Source organism: Neisseria sp. P0009.S008 (genome assembly GCF_051958615.1).
In the GTDB taxonomy this organism is placed as follows: domain Bacteria; phylum Pseudomonadota; class Gammaproteobacteria; order Burkholderiales; family Neisseriaceae; genus Neisseria; species Neisseria subflava.
Genome location: NZ_JBQCVG010000007.1, coordinates 130168 through 153077, shown reverse-complemented (window position 1 = coordinate 153077; position 22910 = coordinate 130168). Strand labels below are relative to the sequence as shown.

The 22910-nt window shown below is 53.7% G+C and carries 18 protein-coding genes, 1 tRNA gene and 2 pseudogenes; 9 read left to right on the top strand and 12 right to left on the bottom strand.

The window, feature by feature from the left end:
• Nucleotides 1-141 precede the first annotated feature (141 nt).
• The 9 genes and pseudogenes from ACTHSQ_RS07690 to ACTHSQ_RS07650 all read right to left on the bottom strand — a co-directional run bounded on the left by ACTHSQ_RS07690 (nucleotide 142) and on the right by ACTHSQ_RS07650 (nucleotide 10646).
• Complete coding sequence (locus tag ACTHSQ_RS07690; protein ID WP_440375947.1) at nucleotides 142-1923, bottom strand: assimilatory sulfite reductase (NADPH) flavoprotein subunit; 1782 nt, start codon at nucleotides 1921-1923, stop codon at nucleotides 142-144.
• Between the two features lie 313 nt (nucleotides 1924-2236).
• Nucleotides 2237-3565, bottom strand: coding sequence for a sulfate adenylyltransferase subunit 1 (locus ACTHSQ_RS07685; RefSeq protein ID WP_440371554.1), 1329 nt, complete (start codon nucleotides 3563-3565; stop codon nucleotides 2237-2239).
• Between the two features lie 300 nt (nucleotides 3566-3865).
• Nucleotides 3866-4831, bottom strand: coding sequence for a sulfate adenylyltransferase subunit CysD (gene cysD / locus ACTHSQ_RS07680; protein ID WP_440371560.1), 966 nt, complete (start codon nucleotides 4829-4831; stop codon nucleotides 3866-3868).
• Nucleotides 4832-4929: 98 nt separating this feature from the next.
• Nucleotides 4930-5709: a phosphoadenylyl-sulfate reductase gene (locus ACTHSQ_RS07675; RefSeq protein ID WP_440371553.1), complete on the bottom strand. Its 780-nt coding sequence runs from the start codon at nucleotides 5707-5709 to the stop codon at nucleotides 4930-4932.
• An 11-nt stretch (nucleotides 5710-5720) separates the two neighbouring features.
• Nucleotides 5721-7166, bottom strand: coding sequence for a siroheme synthase CysG (gene cysG, locus ACTHSQ_RS07670; protein WP_070631855.1), 1446 nt, complete (start codon nucleotides 7164-7166; stop codon nucleotides 5721-5723).
• A gap of 583 nt (nucleotides 7167-7749) precedes the next feature.
• Nucleotides 7750-8151 (bottom strand): annotated as a pseudogene (locus ACTHSQ_RS07665) (transposase); the annotation flags it as partial.
• 105 nt (nucleotides 8152-8256) lie between these two features.
• Nucleotides 8257-8862, bottom strand: a pseudogene (locus ACTHSQ_RS07660) (transposase); the annotation flags it as partial.
• Nucleotides 8863-8948: 86 nt separating this feature from the next.
• Nucleotides 8949-10445 carry a serine--tRNA ligase gene (gene serS / locus ACTHSQ_RS07655; protein WP_440371552.1) on the bottom strand — a complete coding sequence of 499 codons (1497 nt, stop codon included), beginning with the start codon at nucleotides 10443-10445 and terminating at the stop codon, nucleotides 8949-8951.
• 125 nt (nucleotides 10446-10570) lie between these two features.
• Nucleotides 10571-10646: transfer RNA gene (locus tag ACTHSQ_RS07650), tRNA-Glu, on the bottom strand.
• 133 nt (nucleotides 10647-10779) lie between these two features.
• Here ACTHSQ_RS07650 and ACTHSQ_RS07645 point away from each other — a divergent pair.
• The 4 genes from ACTHSQ_RS07645 (at nucleotide 10780) to dcd (ending at nucleotide 13686) form a co-directional block, all read left to right on the top strand.
• Nucleotides 10780-11679, top strand: coding sequence for a recombination-associated protein RdgC (locus tag ACTHSQ_RS07645; RefSeq protein WP_440371551.1), 900 nt, complete (start codon nucleotides 10780-10782; stop codon nucleotides 11677-11679).
• Nucleotides 11680-11757: 78 nt separating this feature from the next.
• Nucleotides 11758-12540: an ADP-ribosylglycohydrolase family protein gene (locus ACTHSQ_RS07640; protein ID WP_440371559.1), complete on the top strand. Its 783-nt coding sequence runs from the start codon at nucleotides 11758-11760 to the stop codon at nucleotides 12538-12540.
• A gap of 22 nt (nucleotides 12541-12562) precedes the next feature.
• Complete coding sequence (locus ACTHSQ_RS07635; protein WP_440371550.1) at nucleotides 12563-12994, top strand: hypothetical protein; 432 nt, start codon at nucleotides 12563-12565, stop codon at nucleotides 12992-12994.
• A 125-nt stretch (nucleotides 12995-13119) separates the two neighbouring features.
• Nucleotides 13120-13686: a dCTP deaminase gene (gene dcd / locus ACTHSQ_RS07630; protein WP_003680541.1), complete on the top strand. Its 567-nt coding sequence runs from the start codon at nucleotides 13120-13122 to the stop codon at nucleotides 13684-13686.
• 55 nt (nucleotides 13687-13741) lie between these two features.
• On the opposite strand, the gene ppsR is transcribed toward dcd, so the two are convergent.
• The gene (ppsR, locus tag ACTHSQ_RS07625; RefSeq protein WP_004520520.1) at nucleotides 13742-14563 is read right to left on the bottom strand and encodes a posphoenolpyruvate synthetase regulatory kinase/phosphorylase PpsR; all 822 of its coding nucleotides are present in this window, start codon (nucleotides 14561-14563) and stop codon (nucleotides 13742-13744) included.
• A 417-nt stretch (nucleotides 14564-14980) separates the two neighbouring features.
• Between ppsR and ppsA the strand changes: the two genes are divergently transcribed.
• The 5 genes from ppsA (at nucleotide 14981) to ACTHSQ_RS07600 (ending at nucleotide 20466) form a co-directional block, all read left to right on the top strand.
• Entirely contained in the window at nucleotides 14981-17365 is a 2385-nt protein-coding gene (gene ppsA / locus ACTHSQ_RS07620) for a phosphoenolpyruvate synthase (RefSeq protein ID WP_440371549.1), read from the top strand.
• A 270-nt stretch (nucleotides 17366-17635) separates the two neighbouring features.
• Nucleotides 17636-18340, top strand: a complete 705-nt coding sequence (locus ACTHSQ_RS07615; protein ID WP_440371548.1) for a peptidoglycan DD-metalloendopeptidase family protein — start codon at nucleotides 17636-17638, stop codon at nucleotides 18338-18340.
• Between the two features lie 172 nt (nucleotides 18341-18512).
• Entirely contained in the window at nucleotides 18513-18995 is a 483-nt protein-coding gene (locus ACTHSQ_RS07610; RefSeq protein WP_250592157.1) for a hypothetical protein, read from the top strand.
• 205 nt (nucleotides 18996-19200) lie between these two features.
• Nucleotides 19201-20160, top strand: a complete 960-nt coding sequence (locus tag ACTHSQ_RS07605; protein ID WP_440371547.1) for a DnaJ C-terminal domain-containing protein — start codon at nucleotides 19201-19203, stop codon at nucleotides 20158-20160.
• 15 nt (nucleotides 20161-20175) lie between these two features.
• Nucleotides 20176-20466 carry a chaperone modulator CbpM gene (locus tag ACTHSQ_RS07600; RefSeq protein WP_003685006.1) on the top strand — a complete coding sequence of 97 codons (291 nt, stop codon included), beginning with the start codon at nucleotides 20176-20178 and terminating at the stop codon, nucleotides 20464-20466.
• A 118-nt stretch (nucleotides 20467-20584) separates the two neighbouring features.
• Here the strand turns inward: ACTHSQ_RS07600 and ACTHSQ_RS07595 are convergent, their stop codons facing one another.
• Both ACTHSQ_RS07595 and ACTHSQ_RS07590 read right to left on the bottom strand, forming a co-directional pair.
• On the bottom strand, nucleotides 20585-20779 hold the full coding sequence (locus tag ACTHSQ_RS07595) for a YbdD/YjiX family protein (RefSeq protein WP_036493904.1): 195 nt from the start codon (nucleotides 20777-20779) through the stop codon (nucleotides 20585-20587).
• Entirely contained in the window at nucleotides 20769-22850 is a 2082-nt protein-coding gene (locus ACTHSQ_RS07590) for a carbon starvation CstA family protein (RefSeq protein WP_440371546.1), read from the bottom strand. The genes ACTHSQ_RS07595 and ACTHSQ_RS07590 overlap by 11 nt, the downstream gene beginning before the upstream one ends.
• Nucleotides 22851-22910 lie beyond the last annotated feature (60 nt).

Below are 22910 nucleotides of genomic sequence, written 5' to 3'. Positions count from 1 at the left end.
GAGTTTGGCGCGGGGGTCGGGGGTGGTCATGGTTGGGTTCCTTTGGGTTTGGGTTGTTTTGGGGCTGTCTGAAAGGCGGTTTTCCATTTTCAGGTAGCCTTTTTTTGCCTGGCGGGGCTACCTGAAAAACAGCCGCTGTTTTCAATATACGTCGCGCTGGTAGCGGCCTTTCTGGCGCAGGTTGTCGAGGTATTCGTCTGCGTCGTCGGCGCTCAGGCCGCCTTGTTCGGCGATGGTGTCGAGCAGGGCCTGCTCTACGTCTTTGGCCATGCGCGAGGCGTCGCCGCACACGTAGATGTGCGCGCCCTGCTGCAGCCATTGCCACAGTTCGGCGGCTTCTTCGCGGATTTTGTGCTGCACGTAGATTTTCTCTTCCTGATCGCGCGACCAGGCGAAGTCGTATTTGTTGAGCAGGCCGTCTTTCGCCCAGCCCTGCCATTCGGTTTGGTAGAGGAAATCTTGGGTGAAGTGCTGGTTGCCGAAAATCAGCCAGTTTTTGCCACTGTCGCCGTTGGCGGCGCGCTGCTGCATGAAGGCGCGGAAGGGGGCGACGCCGGTGCCCGCGCCGATCATGATCACGGGCGTGTCGGGGTTTTCAGGTAGCCTGAAGCGGGGGTTTTCCTCCACGAACACGCGCACGCTGCCTTCTTCTTCCAAACGTTCACCCAGAAAGTCGGAGGCGGCGCCGGTACGCGAGATGCCGTTGTGTTCGTAGCGCAGCACGCCCACGGTGAGGTGCACTTCCTCGCCCACTTCTTCGGGCGCGGAGGAGATGGAGTAGAGGCGCGGGGTGAGCGGGCGCAGCAGGCCGGCGAGCTGCTCGGCGGTGAGCGTGGCGGGGTATTGCGACACGATACCGGCAATCGGGTTGGCGTCGGCGTAGGCGGAAGCGTCGGCGGCGGCCTGCTTCAGCTCGGGATTGCCGGAGATTTCGGCGTAGCCCTGCACGAACTGCGGGGTGTTCAGGCCGATTTCCCAATCGTGCAGCAGGGCTTCGCGCACGGTTTTGCCCTGCCCGCCCGCATTCACCGGCTCGTCGCCCTTGAGCGAGACGGCGGCGAGGATTTCGTCCACGACGGCGGGGTCGTTTTCAAACCATACGCCCAGCGCGTCGCCCGCGCGGTATTGCAGGCCGGAGCCGGAGAGGTCGATTTCGATGTGGCGCACGTCTTTTTCCGAATCGCGGCCGGTGATTTTCTGGCGGGCGAGCAGGGTGGCGGGGAAGGGGTTGGCTTTGTTGTAGGCAGATGCGGGCGCGGCGGGGGCGGGGCTGCCCGAAGCGTTGCCCGTACCGGTTGCAGCTGCGGCGGGCGCGGCGGCCAGACTGCCCACCAGCGGCACGATTTTGTCCAGCCAGGCGGCGGCTTCGGCCTGGTATTCCAAGTCACAGTCCTGCCGCTCCAGCAGACGTTCGCCGCCGAGTTTGGCTAACAGTTCGTCGAAACTTTTGCCCGCGCCGCAGAACATGGGGTAGCTGGAGTCGCCCAGCCCGAGCACGGCGAATTTGAGGCCGGAAAGTTGGGGGGCTTTTTTGCCGCTGAGCAGTTTGTAGAGGCTGAGCGCTTCTTCGGGCGGTTCGCCCTCGCCCTGGGTGGAGGTAACGAGCAGCACGAGTTGTTCGCCGGCGATATTTTTGGGCTTGTAGTCGGCGGCGGCGGCATGGACGGCGTTCACGCCGGCGGCGGCGAGCCTTTGCTGCAGCTCTGCGGCCACTTTGCGGGCGTTGCCGGTTTGCGAGGCGGAAATCACGGCCACGCGCAGGGGTTCGGCGGCGGGCGCGGGGGCTGCGGCGGCAGGCGCACCGATGCCGGGCTGCACGGCCTGCCCGCCGGCCTGCGACCAGCAGTAGCCGGAGAGCCAGGCCAGCTGCAGGGGGTTGAGCGCGGCGATTTGGGCGGCGAGTTCGGGGGGAAGCGGGTTCATGGCGGGTTCCTTGGGATGGTTTGTTATGGGCTGGGGCTACCTGAAAATTAAGGGGCGGATTGTTGGGTTACGGCTTGTAGCCTAACCCGACCTACTCTTGCTGCGGGCTACCTGAAATTTGGCCGTCAGGTTTTCAGGTAGCCTTCTCTCACGGGAAAAGGCGGCGGTTTCAAACGGCCTTTGTTTGTTCTGTTCGGCATTTATATCCGATCTGCAGGCTACCTGAACGTTGGTCGTCGGGTTTTCAGGTAGCCTTTGGGGTTTACGCAGGCTTTGCGGCATGCCGCCCTCTCCCACGGGAGAAGGGGCGGTTTCAGGTAGCCTGTTCTGCCTGCTGCGTTTCGCCCGCTGTTTCTCCGTCGGCCAGTATCATGCCGGCGGCGGCGGTGTGGTTAGTGGCTTCGTCTATCAGGATGAAGGCGCCGGTGGCGGGGTTGGCGGCATAAGGGGTGCAGACGACGGGTTGTGCCAGCGTGAGTTCGACTTCGCCCAGGTCGTTCATTTCCAGCGTGTTGCGCCCGGCGGAGTGGCTGAGGGTGTGCACGTCCCACACGCGGCGTACGGCGGCGATTTTGGCGGGCACGGTGCGGGTGGTGTGTTTGAGCAGGTAGCGGCGGGCGGGGTTGAGCGGGCGACTGTCGAACCAGCACAGGGTGGCGGCAAGGCGGCGCTGCGGCGCGAGGGGGCTGGCGGAGGAAAGGATGGTGTCGCCGCGCGAAATGTCGATGTCGTCGGCGAGGAGGAGGGTGGCGGGTTCGCCTGCGGTTGCCTGGTCCACGCTGCCTTTGAGGCCGATGATGCCGCGCACGCTGCTTTCGAGCCCGGCGGGTTCGACGCGGACTTTGTCGCCCACGCGCACGCTGCCGGCTTCGATGCGGCCTTGGTAGCCGCGGAAGTCGTCCTGTTTGCTGCCGTCGGCGCGCTGTACGAGCTGTACGGGGAAGTGGAAGTCTTGCGGCGCTTCGGGCACGCCTTCGCCTGCGGGCAGGCTTTCCAGCACTTGCAGCAGCGAGCCGCCTTGGTACCACGGGGTGTGGGCGCTTTCGTGCACGATGTTGTCGCCGTTGAGGGCGGAGATGGGGATGAAGCGGGTTTCAGGCAGGCCGAGGGTGTCGGCCAGTTCGCGGTAGGCGGCGGCGACGGCGTTGAATTTTTCTTGGCTGAAGCCGAGCAAGTCCATTTTGTTGACGGCCACGATGATGTGCGGGCAGCGCAGGTGGCGCAGGATGGCGGAGTGGCGCTTGGTTTGCGGCAGCAGTTGCAGCGGCTGTTGGGAAAAATCGAGCTGGGCGGCGTCGATGAGCAATACGGCGGCGTGGGCGGTGGAGGCGCCGGTTACCATGTTGCGGGTGTATTGTTCGTGGCCGGGGGTGTCGGCGATGATAAATTTGCGGCGGGCGGTGGCAAAGTAACGGTAGGCCACGTCGATGGTGATGCCTTGTTCGCGTTCGGCTTCAAGGCCGTCGGTGAGGGCGGAGAAATCGATCGCGCCTTGGCTGCGGCTGCTTTCGAGGCGGCGTACCTGGTCGCCGAGCAGGGCTTTGCTGTCGTAGAGCAGGCGGCCGATGAGGGTGGATTTGCCGTCGTCCACGCTGCCGGCCGTGATGAAGCGCAGGGGGGCTTGGCGGTGGGGGCTGGTCATGATGTCGGGCTTCCTTTGGGTGGGTTGTTGGGGTTTCAGACGGCCTGGGCGGCGGGTCTGCGCTGTTTCGGGCGCGGCTGCCTCCGTCTGCATGAGGCGGGCGAAGTGCTTTCAGGCCGCCGCTGCCGTTTTGCGGGTGCGGGCGTTCGCGTTCCAAATCCGCTTTGGCGTTGTGTCGGCCTGCGCCTGCGGCTGGCCCGGTCTGCTTTTGCCGTTTGTCTGTTGGCGGGCTGCGGCCTGCCTTGCGGCTTTTGGGGCTACCTGAAAAACGGTACAGGGCTTTTTCAGGTAGCCTTCGGGCTAGAAATAGCCTTGTTTCTTGCGCTGCTCCATGGCGGCTTCGCTCACTTGGTCGTCCATGCGGGTGGCGCTGCGTTCCGAGATGTCGGCCAGGGCGGTTTCGGCGATGATTTCGGCGGGGGTGGCGGCGCTGCTGGCCACGGGGCAGGTGCAGGAGATGTCGCCCACGGTGCGGAAGCGTACGGACAATTCTTCTATCTGTTCGCCTTCGCGCGGCGGGGTAAGTTCGGTTACGGGCACTAAGAGGCCGTTGCGGCACACCACTTGGCGGCGGTGGGCGTAGTAGATCGGCGGCAGGGCGAGCTTTTCGCGTTCGATGTATTGCCAGATGTCGAGTTCGGTCCAGTTGGATATGGGGAACACGCGCAGGTTTTCGCCGGGGTGCAGGCGGGCGTTGTAGAGCGACCAGAGTTCGGGGCGCTGGTCTTTGGGGTTCCATTGGCCGAATTCGTCGCGGAAGGAGAAGATGCGCTCTTTGGCGCGGGCTTTTTCTTCGTCGCGCCGTGCGCCGCCCATCAGTGCGCCGAAGCCGTGCTCTTCGATGGTTTCGAGCAGAGTGACGGCCTGGGCAGCGTTACGGGAGTCGGTTTCGCGCCGCAGCACCACCGTGCCTTTGGCGATGGAGTCTTCCACGCTGCCCACGATGAGCCGCGCGCCGGATTCCCGGGCGGTTTGGTCACGGAAGGCGATGACTTCGGGGTAGTTGTGGCCGGTGTCGATATGCACCAGCGGGAAGGGCAGCGGGATGCTCCGCCCGGGCACGGCGAAGGCTTTGCGGGCGAGGGCGAGCAGGACGACGGAGTCTTTGCCGCCGGAAAACAGGATGGCGGGGTTGCGGCATTCGGCCAGCACTTCACGGATGATGTGGACGGATTCGGCTTCGAGCCAGTCGAGGTGGTCGTTTTGCAGGGTGGCGCTCATGGCGGGCTTTCTGTGTCGGGTTGGTTGTTCGGGTTGCGGTTTCAGGTAGCCCGTGGCGGGCTGGGGCTACCTGAAAATATCGGGCTTGCGGCGGGCTGAAGAGTCCCTTACGTTTTTTCAGGTAGCCTTTTGGGTTGCGGCGGCTATTTGTGCAGGCCGCATTCTTTGCTGTCGCGGCTTTCCCACCACCAGCGGCCGGAGCGGATGTCTTCGCCTTCCTTCACGGGCATGGTGCAGGGTTCGCAGCCGATGCTGGGGTGGCCTTGGCGGTAGAGTTCGTTGAATGGCAGGCGCTGCTGCAGGGTGTAGGCCCACACTTCCTGTTCGCTCCAGTCGAAAATCGGGTTGTATTTGGCGATGCCGCGCGCGTTGTCGTGTTCGGCCAGGGTAAGTTCGCTGCGGGTTACCGACTGCCCGCGGCGCTGGCCGGTGAGCCAGGCATCGGCATCAGCCAGGGCGCGGTTGAGCGGCTCGACTTTGCGGATGTGGCAGCAGCGCTTGCGCAACTCCACGCTGTCGTAGAAGGCGTTCAGGCCGTGGGTTTGCACGTATTCTTCCACCGCTTTTTCTTCGGGGTAGTAGAGACGGAAGTCGAGCGCGGGGTAGCGGCGGCGCACTTCGTCGGCCAAATCGAGGGTTTCGGCGTTGAGGCGGCCGGTTTGCAGCATGAACACTTCCACGCGCAGGCCTTGCTGCGCCAGCAGGTCGGTAATCAGCATGTCTTCCACCGCCAAACTGCTGGCCAGCTTCACGCGACTGTGGCGGCGGTAGATTTCCAATAGGCGGTGGCGCAGCGCGGCGGTTTTTTCAGGTAGCCTTTGGTACACGGCGGAAATGGGGCGGGGAATCTGCCACAGCTTGGGGCGGAAGGATACGGCGGAAGCGGTTTCTTCGCGGACAACCGGGATTTCTTGAATATTCACGGTATTCCCCCTCACGCCGCCTGTCCGGCCGCTGCGGCGGGCTGCTGCACATACCGGCCGCCCTGTTCGTCTTGCCGGCCGGGCTGGGCGCCGAACCAGGCCAAATCCTGCCGCAGCGCCACGGTTTCGCCGATCACCAGCAGGGCGGGCTGGGCGGCTTGCGCGGCCAATTCGGGCAGCTCGGCCAGGCTGCCGGAAAACACCTGCTGATGCGGCAGCGTGCCGCAGCTGATGACGGCGGCGGGCGTGGAGGCGGCGCGGCCGTGCGCAATCAGCTCGCGCGAAAGTTCGGCGGCCTTAATCGTGCCCATATACACCACCAGCGTTTGCCGGTTCTGCGCCAGAGCAGGCCAGTCGGGCGCTTCGGCGTCGATTTTGCGGTGGCCGGTGATGAACATCGCGCCGTGCGCGTGGTCGCGGTGGGTGAGCGGGATGCCGGCGTAGGCGGCCGCGCCCAGTGCGGCGGTGATGCCGGGCACCACTTCAAACGGAATGCCCGCTTCGCGCAAGGCTTCCAATTCCTCGCCGCCGCGCCCGAACACGAACGGGTCGCCGCCCTTGAGCCGCACCACGCGTTTGCCCGCACGGGCATGGCGCACCAGCAGGAGGTTGGTTTCCTCCTGCGGCACGCTGCCGCCGCCGGCGCGCTTGCCCACGCAGATTTTGTCGGCATCGCGCCGCACCAAATCCAGCACCGCATCCGACACCAGCGCGTCGTACAGCACCACGTCGGCTTCCTGAATGCGCTGCAGGCCTTTGAGCGTGAGCAGCCCGGCATCGCCCGGCCCCGCGCCCACCAGCGCCACTTCGCCGCTTTGCGGCTGCTCCCCGGCCAAATGCCGCCACACCAGCTGCCCGGCCTCGCGGCTGCGGCGGCTTTCCGCCAAACGCCGGAAGGCGGCGGAAGCAAACAGCCTTTCCCAGAAGCGGCGGCGCTGCGTCGTGCTGCCGAGCCGCGCCTTCACGCGGCCGCGCCATTGCCCGGCAATCTGCGCCATTACGCCCAAACCCTGCGGTAGCAGGGCTTCCAGCCTCTCGCGCAGCAGCCGCGCCAGCACCGGTGCCTTGCCGCCGCTGGAAATGGCGATTTGGATGGGGTTGCGGTCGATAATCGAGGGGAAGATGAAGTTGCAGCGGGCGGGGTCGTCCACCGTGTTCACCAGCTGGCGGCGGCTCTGCGCGGCTTGGAACACCCGCTCGTTCAAATCGGAATCGTCGGTGGCGGCCACGGCGAGGAAGGCCGTGTCGAGCAATTCGGGCGAGAACGCGCGCGCCGCCCACTCCACCCTGCCCGCGCCGTGCAGCGCGGCCACTTTCGGGTGCAGCCTATCCGCCGCAATGCGGACAACCGCGCCGCAGCGCAGCAGCAGGCGGATTTTGCGCAAAGCCACATGACCCGCGCCTACCACCAGCACGGGGCGGCCTTTCAAATCAGCAAACAGGGGGAAGTAGTCCATTTCCGTTCTCACTCTAAAACCGTGCGCCTATCATAGGCGAAGCGGCGGGGGGAACGGAAAGACTGATTTCGCCATTAGATAGAAGAAAAAATTATATGCGCGGCAACTTATTGTTGCTAAACATTTATTCTAAGCGCGTATCTTGAACGCCGGCCGAGGCCGCCCGCCCGGTTTCGGGTTTGCGCCCGCAAAACAGGCGGGGATAGCCGTGCGGGCAACAGACTTCCTGCAAAACGGGAAATGCCGGAAGGGCAGGCTGCGGTTTGCCGCCGCGCAGGCAGGGTAAGGATGCCCGGGTTGCCGGAATCCAAATGTTTCAGCCGACCCGCCCGCCTCTTGCGACCGGTTTGGGTTTCCGCCGGGCTTTTTGCTTTCAACCCCGGTTTGGATTTTCGCAAGAAGCCCGATATACGGAACCGTTTCAAACGCCGGGCGCGGGACGGGAAATTGCGCCAAGAGACCTTTGCAAAAATCCCCCTCCACCCAACAGCCGAAGCCCAAACCCAAGCTTCCGGCTGTTTTTTGTTCCCAATTTCCCTTTTTTCTCCCCGGATACCGGATTATCAGGCATCCGGGCCGCCTTTTAGGCTGCAACAGGCACACTTAGCCTGTTAGCCGCTTTCAACAGGTTTAAACACATCGCCTTAAGATGGCTTTGCGCACTCACTTTAATCAGCCCGAAATAGGCTGCCCGGGCGTAGCGGAATTTACGGTGCAGCGTACCGAAGCTTTGTTCGACCACATAACGGGTCTTCGACAAATATCGGTTACGTTTGGTTTGCGCTTCCGTCAGCGGACGGTTGCGGCAGGCTTTGCGCATAATGCCGTCCAGCAACTGGTGTTCTTTCAGATGTTGTCGGTTTTCCTTGCTGTCGTAGCCTTTGTCGGCATAGACGGTCGTACCTTCGGCTATCCCTTCCAGCAAAGGTGACAGATGGTTGCACTCATGGGTATTGGCGGGGGTGATGTGCAATTTCTCGATATATAGTGGATTAAATTTAAACCAGTACGGCGTTGCCTCGCCTTGCCGTACTAATTGTACTGTCTACGGCTTCGTCGCCTTGTCCTGATTTAAATTTAATCCACTATAGCCTTCTTCATCGGTACGGGTATGTTGTTTGTAACCGAGTTTGTAGAGGCCGTTTTTCTTTGTCCAACGGGCATCTTTGTCCTTACTCGGTGTGGTTTGGCCGCTGACTTGTCCTTCCTCGTCGACTTCTATGGCCTGACGCTGTTTGCTGCCGGCAGTCTGAATAATGGTGGCATCAATGACGGCGGCGGATGCTTTCTCTACTTTTAGGTTTTTTTCGGTCAGTTGGCGGTTGATCAGTTCCAACAGTTCGGACAGGGTGTCGTCTTGCGCCAGCCAGTTGCGGTAGCGGCATAAGGTGCTGTAATCGGGGATGCTCAGTTCGTCGAAACGGCAAAACAGGTTGAAGTCGATGCGGGTGATGAGGCTGTGTTCGAGTTCGGGATCGGAGAGGCTGTGCCATTGTCCGAGCAGGACGGCTTTGAACATGGACAGCAGGGGATAGGCGGGACGGCCGCGGTGGTCTCTAAGGTAATGGGTTCTTTGACGATTCAGGTATTGTTCGATCGGCTGCCAATCAATCACTTGATCCAACTTCAATAGTGGGAAACGGTTGATGTGTTTGGCGATCATGGCTTGGGCGGTTTGTTGGAAGAAAGTGGTCATGGAAAATCCCCTAAATGTCTTGGTGGGAATTTAGGGGATTTTGGGGAATTTTGCAAAGGTCTCGGCCTTTTTCTTTTAAACAGCGATTATTTTATTTCCAATTTGGTCACGCCGCCCATATAAGGTTGCAACGCAGCAGGAACATTAATGCTGCCGTCGGCGTTTTGATGGTTTTCCAAAACCGCCACCAAAGTACGGCCGACAGCCAAGCCTGAGCCGTTCAAAGTATGCACCAAACGGTTTTTACCGTTTTCATCTTTGAAACGCGCTTTCATGCGACGAGCTTGGAAATCTTCGCAGTTGGAGCAGCTGGAAATTTCGCGGTAAGTATTTTGCGCAGGAACCCAAACTTCCAAGTCGTAGGTTTTGGTTGCGCCGAAACCCATATCCCCGGTACACAAAGTGATCACGCGGTATGGCAGTTCCAACGCTTTCAAAATATTTTCAGCGTGTCCAACCATTTCTTCCAGCGCTTCGTATGATTTTTCCGGATGAACGATTTGCACCATTTCCACTTTGTCGAATTGGTGTTGGCGAATCAGGCCGCGTACGTCTTTACCGTATGCACCTGCTTCGGAACGGAAACATGGGGAATGCGCAGTCAATTTCAACGGCAAATCGCTGCCGGCCACGATGCTGTCGGCAACAGTATTGGTCAGCGTCACTTCGGCGGTCGGAATCAGATATTGCGTTTTTTTGCTCTCATCGCCGCCGCGAGTAACGTGGAACAAATCTTCTGCAAATTTAGGCAGTTGGCCCGTGCCTTGCAGGGTGGTGTCGTCCACGATGTAGGGCGTGTAATGCTCGGTATAGCCGTGTTTCAGCGTGTGCGTATCGAGCATGAATTGCGCCAGCGCGCGGTGCAGGCGGGCGATTTGACCTTTCATGACGGTAAAGCGCGCGCCGGAGAGTTTCGCGCCGCCTTCGAAATCCAAGCCCAAAGGTTCGCCCAAATCGACATGGTCTTTGATTTCAAAGTCAAATTCGCGCGGTGTGCCGACTTTGCGGACTTCGACGTTTTCGGTTTCGTCTTTGCCGACGGGCACGCTCTCGTGCGGCAGGTTGGGAATGCTCAACAACCATGCGTCCAATTCTTTCTGAACGGCATCCAAATCGGCGGCGGCTTGCTCCAAATCGGTTTTTGATAAATTAACAATTGTTGTCCCATCTTTCACAAGAGCATCGATAACGCCATCCTGCTGCACAATATATTCTGGCTCATCACTGTTAAGTGCTTTGACAATTGCACTTGTTCCTGCACCGATCCCAGCACCTAGTAATGCGGCTTGAAATTTTGAACCTTCCTTTGCTGTTACTCCACCAACTAAAGCACCTATCAAGGTTAAAGCAATAGTTGGGGTATAATCGGGGGATTTTTCTAATTTTTTTTGTTCAGAACGTAATCCACCAATTTCTTTAGATACGGCATTTCTTGTTGCTTGTAGATCTTCTACCTTAATCTGCAACTGACGTCTTTTTTCTTCAAGCTCATTGAAACGCGCGATATCAAACTCGTAACCGCGGGCGGCCAAACGTTCGGCAACTGCGGCGGTATTGCTGCGGAGCAATTGGATGTCTAACATTGTTTTCTCTCGTTAAGATTCAGAATGGCATTATTGTAAACCAATTTAAAGATATTTTCACAGCGACAGGCCGTCTGAAAACAAAAAACGCCCCTGCAAAAAGCAGGAGCGTTTTTTAAGAATTTTGGCACGCCCACGGGGATTCGAACCCCGGTTGCCGCCGTGAAAGGGCAGTGTCCTAGGCCTCTAGACGATGGGCGCGTAACCGAAGCGCGAACTATACAGAAACCCTTTTCTTCTGTCAACGCCTTTACTGCATTTTTAAAGATGCTGCCGATTTCCGTATGTTATTTTCCCTGTATAATGCCGGTTTTAATAAAAAGGAAAACTCGCCATGTGGTTTAAGCAAATCAGTTTTTATCCGCTCAACAAAGACAAGTTACCCGAATTGGAAGTCCTTGCCGACAAATTGGCGCAATCCGAATTTGCCCATTGTCAGGGTTTGGACTGGTTTAGCGAAGGCTTTGCCACGCCGGTTTCCTTTTCGCCCGAGCTGGTTTTCCCTGCCGATTACACTTGGCGCATTGCACTGAAAAAAGAAGAAAAAGTCCTGCCTGCCGGCGTCATCCGCGATATTTTGGATGAAAAGGTTTTGGAAATCCAAAACAACGAAGCACGCAATGTCGGCCGTAAGGAAAAACAAGAACTGAAAGAACAGATTACTGACGACCTGCTGCCCCGTGCCTTTACGCGCAGCAGCCGCACACAGGCGATTTTCGACACGCGCCACGGGTATCTTTTGGTCAACAATGCCGCATCTGCCAAAGCGGAAAACATCCTGACCAAACTGCGCGAAGCCTTGGGCGGTTTGGAAGCCGCCCTGCCCAACACCAAACAATCGCCCTCCTCCCTGATGACCAGCTGGCTGCTGCAAGGCCACTGTGAAGGCGGTTTTGAATTGGATAGCGATTGCGAACTCAAAGGCGTAGGAGATGTTGTTCCGGTCGTCAAAGTTTCCAAACAAGACCTGACTGCCGATGAAGTGGTACAACACGTCAAAAACGGCAAAACCGTTACCCAGCTGGGCTTGGTATGGCGCGAACAAATTGCGTTCATCCTCACCCAAGACTTTACGCTCAAACGCATCCAGTATCTGGACGTATTGCAAGAAGAAGCCGAAAGCAACGGTGACGATACCGCCAGCCTCGCCTTTGCCTCGCAAATCCTGATGACCGAAGCCATCAGCACCATGTTGGAAGAACTGGTTTCTTATTTGGGCGGCTGGCAAGAGTAATTTTTCAGACGGCCTTTTCATTGGGAAATATCAAAGGCCGTCTGAAATATAAATAGAAGTATCAGAAAGGATGTCATGATGTTGGGCGCAGTCATTGGCGATATTGCCGGATCAAGATTCGAGTTTGACAACTACCGTCACACCGATTTTGACATTTTCAGCCCCGACAGCGACTTTACCGATGACACGATTTGCACTGTTGCCATTGCCGATTGGGTTTTACAAGGCTGCAACGATAATTTGGCTTCTATTTTGCAAAGCTGGTGTAGGGCATATCCCTGTCCTAAAGGCGCATATGGCGGCCGCTTCTCACAATGGATAGAATGGAAAGATCCAGAACCTTATAATAGCTGGGGCAACGGCTCGGCCATGCGTGTTTCTGCCGTTGGTTGGGCATTTGCCACATTGGAAGAAACCCTGCATTTTTCCGAACAATCCGCCATCGTAACGCACAACCACCCGGAAGGCATTAAAGGCGCGCAAGCCGTAGCCGCCGCCATCTTTTGGGCGCGTACCGGTATAGGCAAAGCGCAAATCAAAGAAAACATTACACGACAATTCGGCTACGACTTGAGCCAAAGTTGCGACCAAATCCGCCCGTATTATCATTTCAACGAAAGCTGTCAGGAAACCGTACCTCAAGCGATGACCGCCTTTCTTGAAAGCGATGATTTTGAACACGCCATCCGACTGGCAGTTTCCCTGGGTGGAGACAGTGACACCTTGGCAGCCATTACCGGCAGTATTGCCGAAGCCTACCATGGTATCCCTACGACCATGCGCGAACACGCTTTAGCCATATTGCCACGCCGTATTGCTGAAACCCTGCTGACTTTTGAATCCCAATATCAGGCCGTCTGAAACTGCCTGCAAAAAGGAATGAATGATGAAATACCTCGCCCTACTCCCTATCGCCTTCATGCTGGGTACGCCTGCTATTGCCGAAACCATCAATCCTTATCAGGAAAAAGGTTGCGCTTATGATGGCGATATCGGCAAAGACGGCAAACCATCCGGTAAAGGCACATGGAAATGCCAAGACGGCCGCAGCTATGTCGGAGCCTTTAAAGACGGCAAATTTGACGGCAAAGGCGTATATACCGTTTCCAGCAACAGCGAAACCTTTATCGAACCCTTCTCATCCAACAGCGCCAAATTACGCAATATGACGCTGGAAGGCATGTTCAAAAAAGGCAAAGCGCACGGAAACTTTACCGCCTCTCAAAACGGCACACCCGTCTTCATCATGAAATGCGAAGACGGTATGATTAAAGAAGTCAAACTGCCTAAAAAATCTGCTTCAAAAGCCAAATAAACAGCCTTTCAGACGGCCTTATCCATATTTCAGGCCGTCTGAAACATCAATTAACAAGCCTGCCTAAAGGCTGTCGTGTTGATTTTAAAGAATTTCCAAACAACCCTTACCCCAGGACAACCACCATGAGCATTAAATCCGACAAATGGATACGCCGCATGGCCGAAGAACACGGCATGATTGAGCCGTTCGAGCCCAACCAAATCAAAGAGGCCAACGGCCAACGCATCATTTCCTACGGCACATCCAGCTACGGCTACGATATCCGTTGTGCCAATGAATTCAAAATCTTCACCAATATCAACAGCACCATCGTCGACCCGAAAAATTTCGACCCGAAAAACTTCGTTACCGTCGAAGACGACTGCTGCATCATTCCGCCCAACTCCTTTGCACTGGCGCGCACAGTCGAATATTTCCGCATCCCGCGCAACGTCCTGACCGTCTGCTTAGGCAAGTCCACTTACGCTCGCTGCGGCATTATCGTCAACGTTACCCCATTCGAGCCTGAGTGGGAAGGCTACGTTACGCTTGAGTTTTCCAACACTACCCCCCTGCCTGCCAAAATCTACGCCGGCGAAGGCGTGGCCCAAGTCTTGTTCTTTGAAAGCGATGAAGTCTGCGAAACTTCATACAAAGATCGCAACGGCAAATACATGGGGCAAACCGGTGTTACCTTGCCTAAGACCTAATGTACAAAATAAAAAAAGGCCGTCTGAAGTTTCAGACGGCCTTTTATCATTTCATTTAGAAACGGCGTTTCAGCTTGCAAGCCTGCAAGATATGAACGGCTAGTTCTTCCACAGATTTATCCGTTGTATTGGTAAACGGCACTCCGTGACGTTTGAACATATTTTGCGCATCGGCAATCTCGCTGCGGCAAGTATCGATTTTGGCATAGGTCGAATTAGGACGGCGTTCCTGACGGATAGCCTGCAGACGCTCGGGCTGAATGGTCAAGCCAAACAGCTTGTCTTTGTAAGGTTTGACCATACGCGGCAAATCGGTCGATTCCAAATCATCGGGAATCAATGGATAGTTTGCGGCGCGGATACCGTATTGCAGGGCCAGATAGAGACAGGTCGGCGTTTTGCCCGAACGGGACACGCCCATCAAAATCACATCCGCTTCCTGCAGGTTTTTATCGCTGACGCCGTCATCATGATTCAGTGAAAAATTGACCGCCTCCATACGCGCATCATAGCGTTGGGTATTGCCGATACTGTGGTGCCCCTGCTGGGCGGCAACCGCCTCCGTATTGAGTTCCTTTTCCAAAAGACCGAGAAAGGTTTCAAAGAAATTAATATGGAACGCATTGGCTTTCTTGATGATTTCACGGATTTCGTCATTGACTACACTGACAAAAGCAATCGGGCGCACGCCGAATTTTTCAGCTGACTGGTTGACTTTGTCTACAACAGCACGCGCTTTTTCAGGCGTATCGATAAACGGATAGGTATGGCGTTTGAACTCAACATTGCCAAATTGGTTCAGCAAGGCTTCACCGATATTTTCAGCAGTCAGGCCGGTTCGGTCGGAAATATAGAAGACTTGGCGTGGATCAGTCATAATGAATCCTCTTGAGGGTAACGTTTCAGACGGCAATCATAGCAGTTACAGCCTTTGCAATAAAGCAATTCCCGATAGATTACACAGGATTACAACAAATTTGAACAATTTTTAAATTGGCACAAAATTTTATTTTTTGCTATTTTGTAGAATTTTATTCTAAAATTGTAAAATAAATCTTGTTTATCAAATTTATTAACTTATTTTGTTTTCCATATTTAACAAGAAGATAACACGTAAAAACATGAATCTGATATTCACATTTCAGAAGGCTACACGCCTGAAAAGCACAATATCACAGACGAATTTGTGATTTTTAAAAAGATAAAACACATGACAGCCATCAAACGAATGGCTACAATAAGCAGGCGGATTTGTTTCTTTTTTAACATTTTTTGGATTGGATTGGACACACAAATGGCCGAAAACTACGTTATTTGGTTTGAAAACCTGCGTATGACTGACGTTGAGCGAGTGGGCGGTAAAAATGCCTCTTTGGGCGAAATGATCAGCCAACTGACTGAAAAAGGCGTGCGCGTTCCCGGCGGTTTTGCAACCACAGCCGAAGCTTATCGTGCTTTCCTGGCTCACAATGGTCTGAGCGAGCGTATTTCCGAAGCCCTGAAACAGCTGGATGTTGAAGACGTTGCCGAGTTGGCGCGCGTGGGTAAAGAAATCCGTCAATGGATTTTGGATACTCCGTTCCCTGAGCAGCTGGATGCTGAAATCGAAACAGCTTGGAACAAAATGGTTGCCGATGCCGGCGGTGCGGACATTTCCGTTGCCGTACGTTCTTCCGCAACAGCAGAAGACTTGCCGGACGCTTCTTTCGCCGGCCAACAAGAAACCTTCCTGAACATCAACGGCTTGGATAACGTTAAAGAAGCAATGCGCCATGTATTCGCTTCCCTGTACAACGACCGTGCCATTTCTTACCGTGTCCACAAAGGCTTCGAACACGATATCGTTGCCCTTTCTGCCGGCGTACAACGCATGGTGCGTTCTGACAGCGGTGCTTCCGGTGTGATGTTTACCATCGATACCGAATCCGGTTACGACCAAGTCGTTTTCGTTACCTCTTCTTACGGTCTGGGCGAAAACGTCGTACAAGGTGCGGTAAACCCTGACGAATTCTATGTATTCAAACCTACTTTGAAAGCAGGCAAACCGGCTATCCTGCGCAAAACCATGGGTTCGAAACAAATCAAAATGATCTTTACCGACAAAGCCGAAGCCGGTAAATCTGTCACCAACGTTGATGTACCTGCAGAAGACCGTCAACGCTTCTCCATTACCGATGCCGAAGTAACCGAGTTGGCTCATTACGCGCTGACCATCGAAAAACACTACGGCCGCCCAATGGACATCGAATGGGGCCGCGACGGCTTGGATGGCAAACTCTACATCCTGCAAGCACGTCCTGAAACTGTGAAATCTCAAGAAGACGGTAGCCGCAACCTGCGCCGCTTCTCTATCAACGGCGAAAAAGTTGTCTTGTGCGAAGGCCGAGCCATCGGTCAAAAAGTTGGTCAAGGTAAAGTTCGCTTGGTGAAAGATGCTTCCGAGATGGATTCCGTTGAAGTAGGCGACGTACTCGTTACCGACATGACCGACCCGGATTGGGAACCGGTAATGAAACGTGCTTCCGCCATTGTGACCAACCGTGGCGGCCGTACCTGCCACGCAGCGATTATTGCGCGTGAATTGGGTATTCCGGCTGTTGTAGGTTGTGGTGACGCTACCGATCTGCTGTCTGAAGGCCAAGAAGTGACCGTATCTTGTGCCGAAGGCGATACCGGCTTCATCTACTCCAGCTTGCTGGACGTACAAATTACCGATGTTGCTTTGGACAACATGCCTAAAGCGCCTGTAAAAGTGATGATGAACGTTGGTAACCCTGAATTAGCATTCAGCTTCGCCAACCTGCCTAGCGAAGGTATCGGCTTGGCGCGTATGGAATTCATCATCAACCGTCAAATCGGTATCCACCCTAAAGCCTTGTTGGAATTTGACAAACAAGACGACGAGTTGAAAGCGGAAATTACCCGCCGCATCGCTGGCTACGCTTCTCCTGTCGACTTCTATGTCGATAAAATTGCGGAAGGCGTGGCAACTTTGGCTGCTTCGGTTTACCCACGCAAAACCATCGTCCGTATGTCTGACTTCAAATCCAACGAATACGCCAACTTGGTGGGCGGCAGCATCTACGAACCGCACGAAGAAAACCCAATGTTGGGCTTCCGTGGTGCAGCGCGTTATGTAGCCGATAACTTCAAAGACTGCTTCGCACTCGAGTGCAAAGCCTTGAAACGCGTTCGCGATGAAATGGGTTTGACCAACGTCGAAATCATGATTCCATTCGTCCGTACTTTAGGTGAAGCAGAAGCTGTTGTTAAAGCCCTGAAAGAAAACGGTTTGGAACGCGGCAAAAACGGCCTGCGCCTGATCATGATGTGCGAGTTGCCAAGCAACGCTGTATTGGCAGAACAATTCCTGCAATACTTCGACGGCTTCTCCATCGGTTCTAACGACATGACCCAGCTGACCCTCGGCCTCGACCGTGACAGCGGTTTGGTATCTGACTCCTTCGACGAGCGCAACCCTGCCGTTAAAGTGATGTTGCACCTGGCAATCTCTGCTTGCCGCAAACAAAACAAATACGTCGGTATTTGCGGTCAAGGCCCATCAGACCATCCGGACTTCGCCAAATGGCTGGTTGAAGAAGGTATCGAAAGCGTATCGCTCAACCCTGATACCGTCATTGAAACCTGGCTGTATCTGGCTAACGAATTGAATAAATAAGTTCAATGAGACAAAAATCCCCTGCCCATTTATCCCGGCAGGGGATTTTTATTGCCTTATTCAATGCCGTCTGAAAAAACTTTCACTTTCTTTTACCTTATCGAAAAAATCCTTTATCATCAAAATAATAGAAAAATATGCCGCCATATCCAAAAATTTTCAATGTTAATATACTGCCTTTCTGTATTTTATCCCGTGTCTTTTGAGTGAACCTTTTTCCACTCTTCCTATCTATCATACGCAGCATAACGATACATTTTGAAATATCCCATGAATACAAACTTTATTTCCACCTTTCAGACGGCCTTGAAACGTCTGGCACTCATCAGCACCATTGCCGTCTTAGCAGCCTGCGCCGGCAACAATACCTCTTCCAACCGCGCCGTACCTGACGGCTACTACAAAGTCCGCCCTGGCGATACCCTGACCCAAATCGCCAAACGCTACGGACAAAATGTCAACACACTGGTTGCATGGAATAACCTTCCCAACGCCTCACAAATCGAAGTCGGCCAAGTATTGCGCGTCCGCCGTCATGTTGCCTCACGCAGCACTGCAACGCAGCAACGCCAAACCACTGCCGTTACCCCGATCAACCGATTGAACCTGCAATGGCCGACCGATAACGCCTTATCCTCCATTATCCAACGCTACAACGGCACAACCAGCAAAGGCATAGATATTGCAGGCACGCAAGGCCAACAAATCCGTTCTGCCGCAGCCGGTACCGTCATCTACGTTGGCGAAGAAGTCCGTGGCTACGGCAAGCTGATTTTAATCAGCCACAACGACTACACCATTACTGCCTATGCCCACAACGACACGCTTTTGGTACAAAAAGATCAAAAAGTCCAAGCAGGACAAGTTATCGCCACCATGGGTAGCAGCGATTCAGACAGCGTCAAACTTCATTTTGAAGTACGTCTAAACGGCAAAGCAGTCGATCCCCTGCCTTATTTGACCAGAACAAATTAATACCTCAATCAAAAGGCCGTCTGAAACAAAATTATTTCAGACGGCCTTTTGATTTGTCTCACCATAACACTCATTTCAACAAAGTATTGACCAACTTAACTTATGTTGATTGAGTGAGAACGCCGTTATACAATGACAATTCTTTTTAACATTCTATTTTAGGTGCCCTACTATGTCTCCTAATCGCATCCTTGCAACCGCATTCTTATTTGCTTCTGCATTCGCCAGCGCAGATGTTCATATTGATGAAAGCATCCCTTACCGCGACAAAGAAGAAATCGATACCCGTATCGTTTCTGAATGTTTAGAAGTGGGCAGCATTATGTCCAAATCTTTGCAAGAAACTGCAGCCAAAAGTGATGTAACTGTTGTCCGTGACGGTAAAAAACAAGGCACATACGCAGATATCGCCATTACTTCCGCTATGAGCGCAGGCAATGCCTTTATCGGTCACGCCAAAGGTATGGCGGTTTCAGCCGCTTTGTATGTTGACGGCAAACAAGTTAATAAAAAAACCTTCACCCGCAACTCTTCCGGCGGCATGTTTGGCGCCTATAAAAGCTCTTGTGCGGTCTTAAATCGCACTTCTAAAGTCTTGGGTTCAGATATTGCTCAATGGATTGTTAACGAACAAAAAAATGCTCAAGACAAATAAAACCCCAATTTGATAAAGGCCGTCTGAAAAACCATATTTCAGACGGCCTTTATATTCTCTATTTCTCTAGAAACAAAGAAATAAATTACCCATTAATCATTGTCAGAAATAGAGAATTTTATTTCTAACGCCCTTGATTTTAGAATACCTACCCTCAATTATTAACACCATAAGAATTTTGTATATTAGCAGTCAAAGGAATAACATGGCAGAAAAAAACTATTATGAAATACTGGGCGTTGCCAAAGATGCGGATGAGGCCGAAATCAAAAAAGCCTACCGAAAACTGGTGCGCAAATACCACCCCGATGTCAGCAAAGAACCTGACGCAGCCGAACGTACGGTAGAAATCAACCGTGCCTACGAAACGCTTTCCGACAAAGAAAAGCGGGCTGAATACGATGAAATGTTGGCTAATCCTTACGGACGCAGCGCCGGAGGCAATCCGTTCGGTCAAGAAGGCAATCCGTTTGGCAATGGATTCAATGGTGGTGGCTTCCGCTATGAACGTCATGAAGGCGAGCCGTTCGGAGCGGGGGACTTCAATTTTGAAGATCTGTTTTCATCATTCCGCCAATCCCACACTCGTTCCGAACAACCCCGAGGCCCAATAAAAGGTGAGGATCAACATGCTGAATTGAGTATTGATATTTATGCAGCGTATGTTGGTGCAGAACGTAGCATGACTTTGAATGTGCCGACTCTAGACGAATACGGACGTGCGGTTTATCAAAATAAAACCCTCAACGTTAAAATTCCCAAAGGTATTGCAGAAGGCCAACAAATCCGTTTGGCCGGTCAAGGTTTGCCGGGATACAACGGCGGGGAAAACGGTGACTTGTACTTAAAAATCAAGTTCCACGACCAACCTGATTTATATGTCAAAAACAGGAAAGACGTATATCAAACAATAGATGTCAAACCTTGGGAAGCCGTATTGGGCGGCAAAATCATCGTCCCTACCGCTTCAGGCCGCTTACAGGTCAATCTGCCTGCCAACAGCCAAAGCGGTAAAAGCATCCGCCTTAAAGGCAAAGGTATTCCTGCAAAAGAAGCCGGAGACCTTTATCTTAATATCCGCATTAATGTTCCGCCAGTAGAGAGCGAAGCCGACCGTGCCGCATGGGAAAAATTGGCCGAACACTTTGCCGCAAAACAAGCATAAGAGAAAGGATAAATTATGATTCAGTCCTCCGATATTACCCTTACTTTTGAAGAAATCGTTGCCGCCAGCCGCTGCCGTCGCGATTGGCTGTTGGAACTTATAGCAGAAGACATCATCAGCATCGATGGTGCACCTGAAAAAAGCACCTTCAGTGGTTTTCATCTTGCCCGCATCCGTCGCGCACAACGCTTAAGCCGTGATTTTGAGGCCGGCATTCCCGCATTGGGGCTGATTATGCGGCTGTTAGACGAGGTGGAAGAACTCAGAAAAATACAGCGTCCGCTGGTACTACTCGAAGAAGAGTAAATATCGACAAGTTGTTCGATTAAATATTGATGACAAGAAAAAGTTTTTGATGTTTATTGATATTCTATAATAAAAGGCCGTCTGAAAATATTTTCAGACGGCCTTTTTAATACCTTAATTAACAACAGCGTCCGCCGTTGCCGCCGCAACGGCGTTTGCGGCAGTAGTCTTGGAATTGCAGCTCAGTCATGACCGGCGCGTTGGGATTATGTCTGCGCTGGCGGGCAACGTAGTTTTCATAATCTGGAACACCGGCCATCAAGTTTGCTGTCAGCTTGATGGTTTTCCACCAAGAGGCAAGCTTATGCTTCACTTTGAGCCTCCGGCTGTTTACCGTCGCGGTACACTGCTGGAATTTCTTTAGCAGTTGGCCAGCCGACTTTACGGGCTTTCATGGCGGTACGGAAACCGTACACGGCGACAATCACGACAACTGCCAGGAACAAAGCGGTCAGACCGGCATTGATTTGGTCGTTGAAGATGATTTGTGACATTTCGCCAATGTCTTTAGCTGGAGCAAGGACTTCGCCTGAAGCCAAGGCATCGCGATATTTGCCTGCGTGAGCCAAGAAGCTGACGCGTGGGTCGCTGTGGAACAGTTTTTGCAAACCGGCATAGCAGGTGACAAACAATACGCCGAAAGCAGGAACCAAAGTTACCCAAACATAGCGATCGCGTTTCATTTTCACCAATACAACGGTACACATAATCAACGCTACGCCTGCAAGCATTTGGTTGGCGATACCGAACAACGGCCAGAGCGAGTTGATACCACCCAGAGGGTCGGTTACGCCGGTATAGAGGAAGTAACCCCACAATGCCACGGCCAAGAATGTTGCAACCAAGTTGGCAGGGATAGAGTCGGTGTTACCAAATGGTTTGTAGAAGATACTGCCCAAGTCTTGAATCATGAAACGTGCGACGCGCGTACCGGCATCGACGGCGGTCAGGATGAACAAGGCTTCAAACAACAGGGCAAAGTGATACCAGAACGCCATCATGGCTTCACCCGGAATCAGTCGGCTCATGATGTGTGCCATACCTACTGCGAGGGTAGGCGCACCGCCCGCACGGGAAAGGATGGTGTTTTCGCCCACTTCCTTAGCGGTATGCAACAGGGTTGCGGCATCGACAGGGAAGTTCAGTTTAGTGGTGATGACTTCGGCAGCAGTGTTGGCATCAGTACCAATCAGCGCGGCTGGGCTGTTCATCGCGAAGTACACGCCTGGATCAAGCGAAGCGGCGGCAGCCAGAGCCATAATGGCCACAAAGCTTTCCATAATCATGCCGCCGTAACCGATCATGCGGACGTGGGTTTCGTTTTCCAGCATTTTTGGTGTGGTACCTGAAGAAATCAGCGCATGGAAGCCTGAAACCGCACCACAAGCAATGGTAATGAACAAGAATGGGAACAATGCACCGGAGAATACCGGGCCTGAACCATCGATAAAGTGGGTAACTGCAGGCATTTGCAGAGTCGGGTTAACAATAACGATACCCAAAGCCAAAGCTGCAATCGTACCGATTTTCAGGAAGGTAGACAGATAGTCGCGCGGAGTCAGCAAGAGCCAAACCGGCAATACGGAAGCCACGAAACCGTAAATCATAATCGCCCAAGTCAGCTGAATGCCGTCAAGGTCGAACCAGTGACCAAAGGAGCTGTGGGCAACATCTTCACCGTAAATCACGGCCAACATCAGCAAAATAAAGCCGACGATGGAAATCTCGCCAATTTTGCCCGGACGGATATAACGGGTGTAGATACCCATAAACAAGGCAATCGGCATAGTCGCTGCTATGGTGAACGTACCCCAAGGGCTGTGAACCAATGCTTTCACAACGATCAGCGCCAACACCGCCATGATGATGACCATAATCATCAAAATACCGATGGATGCAATCACGCCTGGGACGGTACCGAGTTCTTGTTTCACGATATCGCCCAAAGACTTACCGTCACGGCGCATAGAAACAAACAGTACCATCATATCCTGTACGGCACCGGCAAAAACCACGCCGAAGATAATCCACAAAGTACCGGGCAGATAACCCATTTGCGCTGCCAATACAGGACCAACCAGAGGGCCTGCGCCGGCAATAGCGGCAAAGTGGTGTCCGAACAGTACGCCTTTATGTGTAGGAACATAGTCCAAGCCGTCATTGTGGCGTTCTGCCGGAGTCAGACGGTTAGGATCAAGCTGCATCACACGGTTGGCAATGTAAAGACTGTAAAAACGGTAGGCAATGCAGTATACCGAAATGGCGGCCGTAACCATCCAAATCGCACTGACTTGCTCGCCACGGCTGAGAGCTAAAGTAGTAAAGGAGGCCAAGCCTACCAGAACCACGATGCCCCAGATCAAAAATGATTTGAGCGATTTCATTGATTTATCCTTAAAACGTGATGCACAAAGGCTTGCTTTAGCGACAAACTGCCTTAATGC